The organism is Enterobacter sp. SENG-6, from assembly GCF_001605945.1.
GTDB lineage: Bacteria > Pseudomonadota > Gammaproteobacteria > Enterobacterales > Enterobacteriaceae > Enterobacter > Enterobacter cloacae.
Genome location: NZ_LOMM01000049.1, coordinates 1 through 5,474, shown reverse-complemented (window position 1 = coordinate 5,474; position 5,474 = coordinate 1). Strand labels below are relative to the sequence as shown.

Below are 5,474 nucleotides of genomic sequence, written 5' to 3'. Positions count from 1 at the left end.
TGCGCCTGGTAAGCAGAGTTTTTGAAATGTAAGGCCTTTGAATAAGACAAAACGCTGCCTCATCGCTAACTTTGCAACAGTGCCCACACCGAAAATGAATGCGACCTGTGAGCGATTTAACCGGACACTTAGAGAACAATTTATTGAATTCAATGAATTGTTGCTTTTTGAGGACCTGAATTTGTTTAATCAAAGAATGGCTGAATATCTGGTGCTGTATAACAGCAAAAGGCCACATAAATCACTCGAACTGATGACGCCAGTGGACTATATTTTACGTGAGAGTAAAAATTGCAATATGTGGTGGACCCATACAAGTTCTTGAAATTCTATTCTTGATTGCATATCATCTCAACGAGTTTCGATAAGAAAGGATGCGCATGCGACCGTCTGTTGTGCTTGACATGAAGCGAAGCGCAGTGCGTGAAGCGGTAGGCCGCTTTCGCGCCGCGAACCCGCGCGTCTTCGGCTCGGTGCTGCATGGCACCGACCGGGATGGCAGCGACCTCGACCTGTTGGTCGATGCGCTGCCCGGTGCCACGTTGTTGGACTTGGGCGATTTGGAAGAAGAACTGAAATCGCTGCTCGGCGTTGACGTCGATCTGCTGACTCCCGGCGACCTGCCGCCGAAGTTCCGGGCCAAGGTGCTCGCGGAGGCGCAACCGATATGAGCGAGAACCGCCTGCCCGATTACCTCGACCACATTCAGCAGGCCGCAACCGATGCGCGCAGCTTCGTGGAAGGGATGGCCAAGGACGACTTCTTGGCCGACAAGCGCACCCAGCAGGCCGTCATCATGAGCCTGATCGTCATCGGCGAGGCGGCCACAAAGGTGATGGATGGCTACGTCGAGTTCACCCAGGCGCATGCCGACGTGCCGTGGCGCAGCATGCGCAATATGCGTAATCGCATGGCTCACGGCTATTTCGACATCAACCTCGATGTGGTGTGGGAGACGGTACAGGAATGGCTGCCGGCGTTGCTCCAGCAATTGCCCGCCGTGCGTCAGGATGCCGACGATGAAGACCGTAACGACAACTGTGAAAGAGGGATCTCCGATGACTGTTGAATCGAGAATATTTTCTGTAGCCGAGTATGTTCAGCCGTCCGAAGGCGAGCCTATTCGTTCCGTTGTGCTTGAAACCCGAGACTCAATTATCGTGGTTTGGCATGTCCATCCCGGGCAGGAAATTGCGGCTCACATTCATCCTCACGGCCAAGACACGTGGACTGTTTTGTCGGGAATGGCTGATTACTTTCAGGGCAATGGGATTGTTCGTGCCCTCAGGGAAGGTGAGATAGCCGTGGCAAGACCGGGCCAAGTGCACGGGGCGCGAAATACAGGTACCGAGCCATTTGTGTTAGTCTCGGTTGTGGCATCAGCCAATGCCGGTTTCGTATTGGCTGAGCGATAGAGCCCAATCTCTGGAGTTGGTCCAATGAGCGGTCGGGGAGATAGGTAACAGACATGCAGCGGACACGGCTGCTAAACCAGGTCGCAAACCTCCTTGCGTCGCAGCGTGCCGCAAGCGACGCGATCAATCGAATGGGGTCGGCATGAGACTGAACACCATCCAGTTCCCGACCGCGTAGCCGCCTGTCCTGCCGATCAGGTCTTGACCATCGACGCCTGGGATCAGTCCTGAATGTTCTTGGAGACCACTACGTTATGAGCCGCAGCCGCCGCAAAACACCCATCGTCGGGCACACGACCTGCGGCAGCGAGCGCGAGGACAAGAAGCTCTGGCATCAGCGCTGGCGCACCCGTGAGCGCACGGCGCTGACCAGCGCGTCGCCCGAAGCCCTGAGCGCCCATCTGCCCCTGCTGGAAAACCAGGCCAGCAGCGTCTGGTCGATGGGCAAGGATGGCCGCTCCTACTGGCCCGTCAAGCGCCAGGCCGCCACGGCGGATCGCATCGCCAATCACAAGGGACGCAACCCGCAAGAACGCGCCTCCCTGAAAAAGCGCCTGCTTACACTGTGATTCCTTCAAAATATCTCAACGAAATTTCCCGACACCTGTTTGGGGTCGTCTCAGAAAACGGAATCTATGGTCACTCCCGTTTTTGCAACACCGATTTTGACGACAAGTTGGCTTGCTTGAATCTATCCGGCGTCTGAATGGGATTTTATTCCCGCGCCTTGATGAGTTCCGCGCCTGATGAACCTCCAGAAAATATACGGCTTCAATGAGCCTTTCCGTTTTACAGGTTCCTCAACAGGCCGGTGGGCCGTTAGTATCATCAATATCAGTATTCGCAAAACCAGATCAGTAATTCTTTAAACCGGTGTATTTCTGCCGTTATGCTACATAAGTTTGCTGTCGTGCCGTTAGGGCCCAGGCTATTCTGGCCAGCTTGTTTGCCAGAGCACAAGTGACGACAAAGTTGCTTTTCCGGCACAGTAAATCCCTGACCCAATCGGCCAATTTGCCAGACTGGTGTTCCAGTTTTTGTATGAATACCCTGGCACATTGAACCAACAAAGTTCGGATCTTTTTATTACCTCGCTTACTAATTCCCAGCAATGTCGTCCTACCTCCCGTGCTGTACTGCCGAGGTACAAGCCCTGTTGCCGCCGCAAAGTCACGGCTGCTGGCGTACTGCTTCCCGTCGCCAATCTCAGTTGAAATAGTACTCGCTGTCAGTGTTCCGACGCAGGGAATGCTCAGCAAGCGCTGTCCAACCTCATCTTCGTCCAACTTTCGTTTCAACTGGGATTCCAAATCTTTAATCTGCTCAACAAGATAGTGATAATGCTGTTGTAATTTCAGCAATAACTGGCTGAGGTAAAGAGGCAAACTATTATCCTCAAGAATGGTACTCAGTCGGCTAATAACGGCAGCTCCTCGGGGAACGCTAATGCCAAATTCCAGCAGAAAAGCATGCATTTGATTGGTTGTTTTTACCTTATCCTGAACCAGGGATTCACGGACACGATGCAGAGCCCGCATTGCCTGCTGAGATTCCGTTCTGGGCTGCACAAAACGCATAGACGGACGCGATGCAGCTTCACAAATAGCTTCGGCGTCGACAAAGTCGTTTTTATTGCTTTTAACGAACGGGCGGACAAATTGTGGTGATATCAGCTTTGGGGAATGCCCCAACTCTTCCAACTTGCGTGCCATAAAGTGAGAACCGCCACAGGCTTCCATTGCGATGGTTGTAGCGGGGCATGTCGCCAAAAATTCGATCAACTTTGGCCGGGTAAATTTTTTACGGTAAACAGCCTTCCCGCGACGATCCTGGCAATGAATATGGAAAGAGTTTTTACCCAGATCGATACCAATGAGCGCAATGTTTTCCATGATAGTTCTCCGAATGAAAGCCTGTCCTCAGCATAGTACCGGGAAGGAGGGAGTGACCATCTCATTAAAAATCGTACGCTAAGACCGGTTTGGCTAGCCGGGTAGTAGGAGTCCCATTAGTCACGCCTGCCGGGCTGCGGCTTGGTCTGGTTGAGAACTCGGTTCTTTGTGGCGATGATCCACGAAGTTGCACCCATCGACGCTGTGCTCACAGGCAACAATCTCCAGTTGCAGCGTCGTATGGAAGATGCTGAATCGGTCAGCCAGCAACAACTTGAGGGTTTTGAGCAACTCGTCGGGCCCTATTTCCGGCGCATACACGATATGAGCGGTCATGCTGACCTTGCCGCTCGTGAGCGCCCATACGTGCAAGTCATGCAGCCCTGTCACGCCTGGCACGGCCTGAACAGATGCCATCAAGGCTCCCATGTCAATGCCGTCTGGGACTCCCTCCAGCAAGACATTCAGGCTTTCCTTGAGTAGCAGCCAAGTTCGTGGCAGCACCCAAAGCCCAATTGCCACGGCGACGACCGCATCTACCCACACCCAGCCGGTGAATCGGATGACCAGCGCAGCTCCGATCACGCCGATGGAGCCAAGCATGTCGCTCCAGACCTCCAGATAAGCGCCTTTGACGTTGAGGCTCTTGTCCTTGCCGCCCTGAAGCATACGCATGCTGATGAGGTTGACGATCAGACCCAGCACTGCTACCACCAGCATCCCGCTGGACTGAACCTGCGCTGGCTCGCGCAAACGCTGCCAGCCCTCATACAGGATGTAGCCAGCGACGCCGAAGAGCAACAGGGCGTTGAATGCGGCCGCAAGGATTTCGAAGCGGTAGTAGCCATAGGTGCGCTTGGCATCGGCTGGCCGTCTCGCCACCCGTACAGCCGCCAAGGCGATGGCCAGCGCCGCTGCATCCGTGAACATGTGCGCCGCATCTGAGAGCAGGGCCAGGCTGTTGAAAACAATGCCTGCGGCGACTTCGGCCAGCAGGAAGCTTCCGGTCAGCGCCAGGGCGATCCAGAGCGATTTTTCATTGCGCTCGCTGGGTAGGGCATGGGAGTGATTGGTGCTCATCTTCGTCCTTCTTCTGAGTTCATTTTTGTTCAGCGTGACCGGAAGCCGGCACCCAGCGATACAACGTCGGGATTGAGACCCCGAGGTTCTTGGCCACGTCCTTGGGAGCGATCCCGCTGGCGAGCAGTTTCTTGGCCGATTCAATCTTGCTTTTGGTCATCTTCGGTTTGCGTCCTCCCTTGCGGCCTGACAGCCGGGCGACCGCCAATCCTGCACGGGTCCGCTCCACCGTCAGCTCGCGCTCCATTTCGGCGAGGCTGGCCATGACGTGAAAGAAGAACCGTCCCGACGGCGTGCCGGTGTCGATGGCGTCGGTGAGACTCTTGAACTGGATGCTCTGCTTGTGCAACTCGCTGACCAGATCGACCAATTGCTTGACGCTACGGCCCAGGCGATCCAGCTTCCAGACGACCAGCGTGTCTCCCTTGCGTAGCATTTCAAGCGCCTTGGCCAAGCCGGGGCGCTCGGCTCTCGTGCCGCTTAATTTGTCCTCAAAGAGCTTTTGGCACCCGGCCTGGGTCAAGGCCTCTCGCTGTAGCTCCAGGTTCTGATCCTGCGTCGAGACGCGCGCATAGCCGACGAGCATGGCACGGTCAGACCGCTGCCTTGCCGCACTGAGCGCAAAACTTCGTACCCGGTTGCAGTGTGGTTCCGCATTGCGCGCAAGCCGAAGGAACCAACGAAGTCCCGCACTGCTGGCAGAAGCGAGCGCCTGGCGCGTTAGATGCCTTGCAGTTGGGGCAAGCAAGGCCGCCATTACCCCACCCGCCCGCTGGCGGCCCGCCGCTTCCGTACCCACCGCCACCACCGTGATGCCCACCACCGTGATGCCCACCACCGCTGTAACCGCCACCGTGGTGGCCACCGAAAAGTCTGTCAAAAATACCCATGAGTCTTTCTCCTTTCGTAAACACGTCAAAGCCACTTGGGGCAGCGGTTGGCTACATCACTATTTCTCGAAACGCGTTGATATGATAAGAATTCAAGAATAAAGTTTCAAGAACGGCACTGTTGCAAAGTTAGCGATGAGGCAGCGTTTTGTCTTATTCAAAGGCCTTACATTTCAAAAACTCTGCTTACCAGGCGC

The 5,474-nt window shown here is 55.1% G+C and carries 8 protein-coding genes and 1 pseudogene; 5 read left to right on the top strand and 4 right to left on the bottom strand.

Annotated elements, in window-relative coordinates:
* Nucleotides 1-85 precede the first annotated feature (85 nt).
* The 5 genes and pseudogenes from AX755_RS24860 to AX755_RS19270 all read left to right on the top strand — a co-directional run.
* Nucleotides 86-325 (top strand): annotated as a pseudogene (locus tag AX755_RS24860) (integrase core domain-containing protein); the annotation flags it as partial.
* A gap of 55 nt (nt 326-380) precedes the next feature.
* Complete coding sequence (locus tag AX755_RS19285) at nt 381-671, top strand: nucleotidyltransferase family protein (protein ID WP_001247892.1); 291 nt, start codon at nt 381-383, stop codon at nt 669-671.
* Nucleotides 668-1,069: a HepT-like ribonuclease domain-containing protein gene (locus tag AX755_RS19280; protein ID WP_001293886.1), complete on the top strand. Its 402-nt coding sequence runs from the start codon at nt 668-670 to the stop codon at nt 1,067-1,069. The genes AX755_RS19285 and AX755_RS19280 overlap by 4 nt, the downstream gene beginning before the upstream one ends.
* Entirely contained in the window at nt 1,059-1,415 is a 357-nt protein-coding gene (locus tag AX755_RS19275; RefSeq protein ID WP_000215515.1) for a cupin domain-containing protein, read from the top strand. The genes AX755_RS19280 and AX755_RS19275 overlap by 11 nt, the downstream gene beginning before the upstream one ends.
* 254 nt (nt 1,416-1,669) lie before the next feature.
* On the top strand, nt 1,670-1,984 hold the full coding sequence (locus AX755_RS19270; RefSeq protein ID WP_000091613.1) for a hypothetical protein: 315 nt from the start codon (nt 1,670-1,672) through the stop codon (nt 1,982-1,984).
* Nucleotides 1,985-2,302: 318 nt separating this feature from the next.
* Here the strand turns inward: AX755_RS19270 and AX755_RS19260 are convergent, their stop codons facing one another.
* The 4 genes from AX755_RS19260 to AX755_RS26125 all read right to left on the bottom strand — a co-directional run bounded on the left by AX755_RS19260 (nt 2,303) and on the right by AX755_RS26125 (nt 5,277).
* Entirely contained in the window at nt 2,303-3,307 is a 1,005-nt protein-coding gene (locus AX755_RS19260; RefSeq protein WP_000427623.1) for an IS110-like element IS4321 family transposase, read from the bottom strand.
* A 120-nt stretch (nt 3,308-3,427) separates the two neighbouring features.
* Entirely contained in the window at nt 3,428-4,387 is a 960-nt protein-coding gene (locus AX755_RS19255; protein ID WP_023294863.1) for a cation diffusion facilitator family transporter, read from the bottom strand.
* Between the two features lie 19 nt (nt 4,388-4,406).
* Entirely contained in the window at nt 4,407-4,973 is a 567-nt protein-coding gene (locus AX755_RS19250) for a recombinase family protein (RefSeq protein WP_011638900.1), read from the bottom strand.
* 7 nt (nt 4,974-4,980) lie between these two features.
* On the bottom strand, nt 4,981-5,277 hold the full coding sequence (locus AX755_RS26125) for a double zinc ribbon domain-containing protein (RefSeq protein ID WP_025714488.1): 297 nt from the start codon (nt 5,275-5,277) through the stop codon (nt 4,981-4,983).
* Nucleotides 5,278-5,474: the final 197 nt, after the last annotated feature.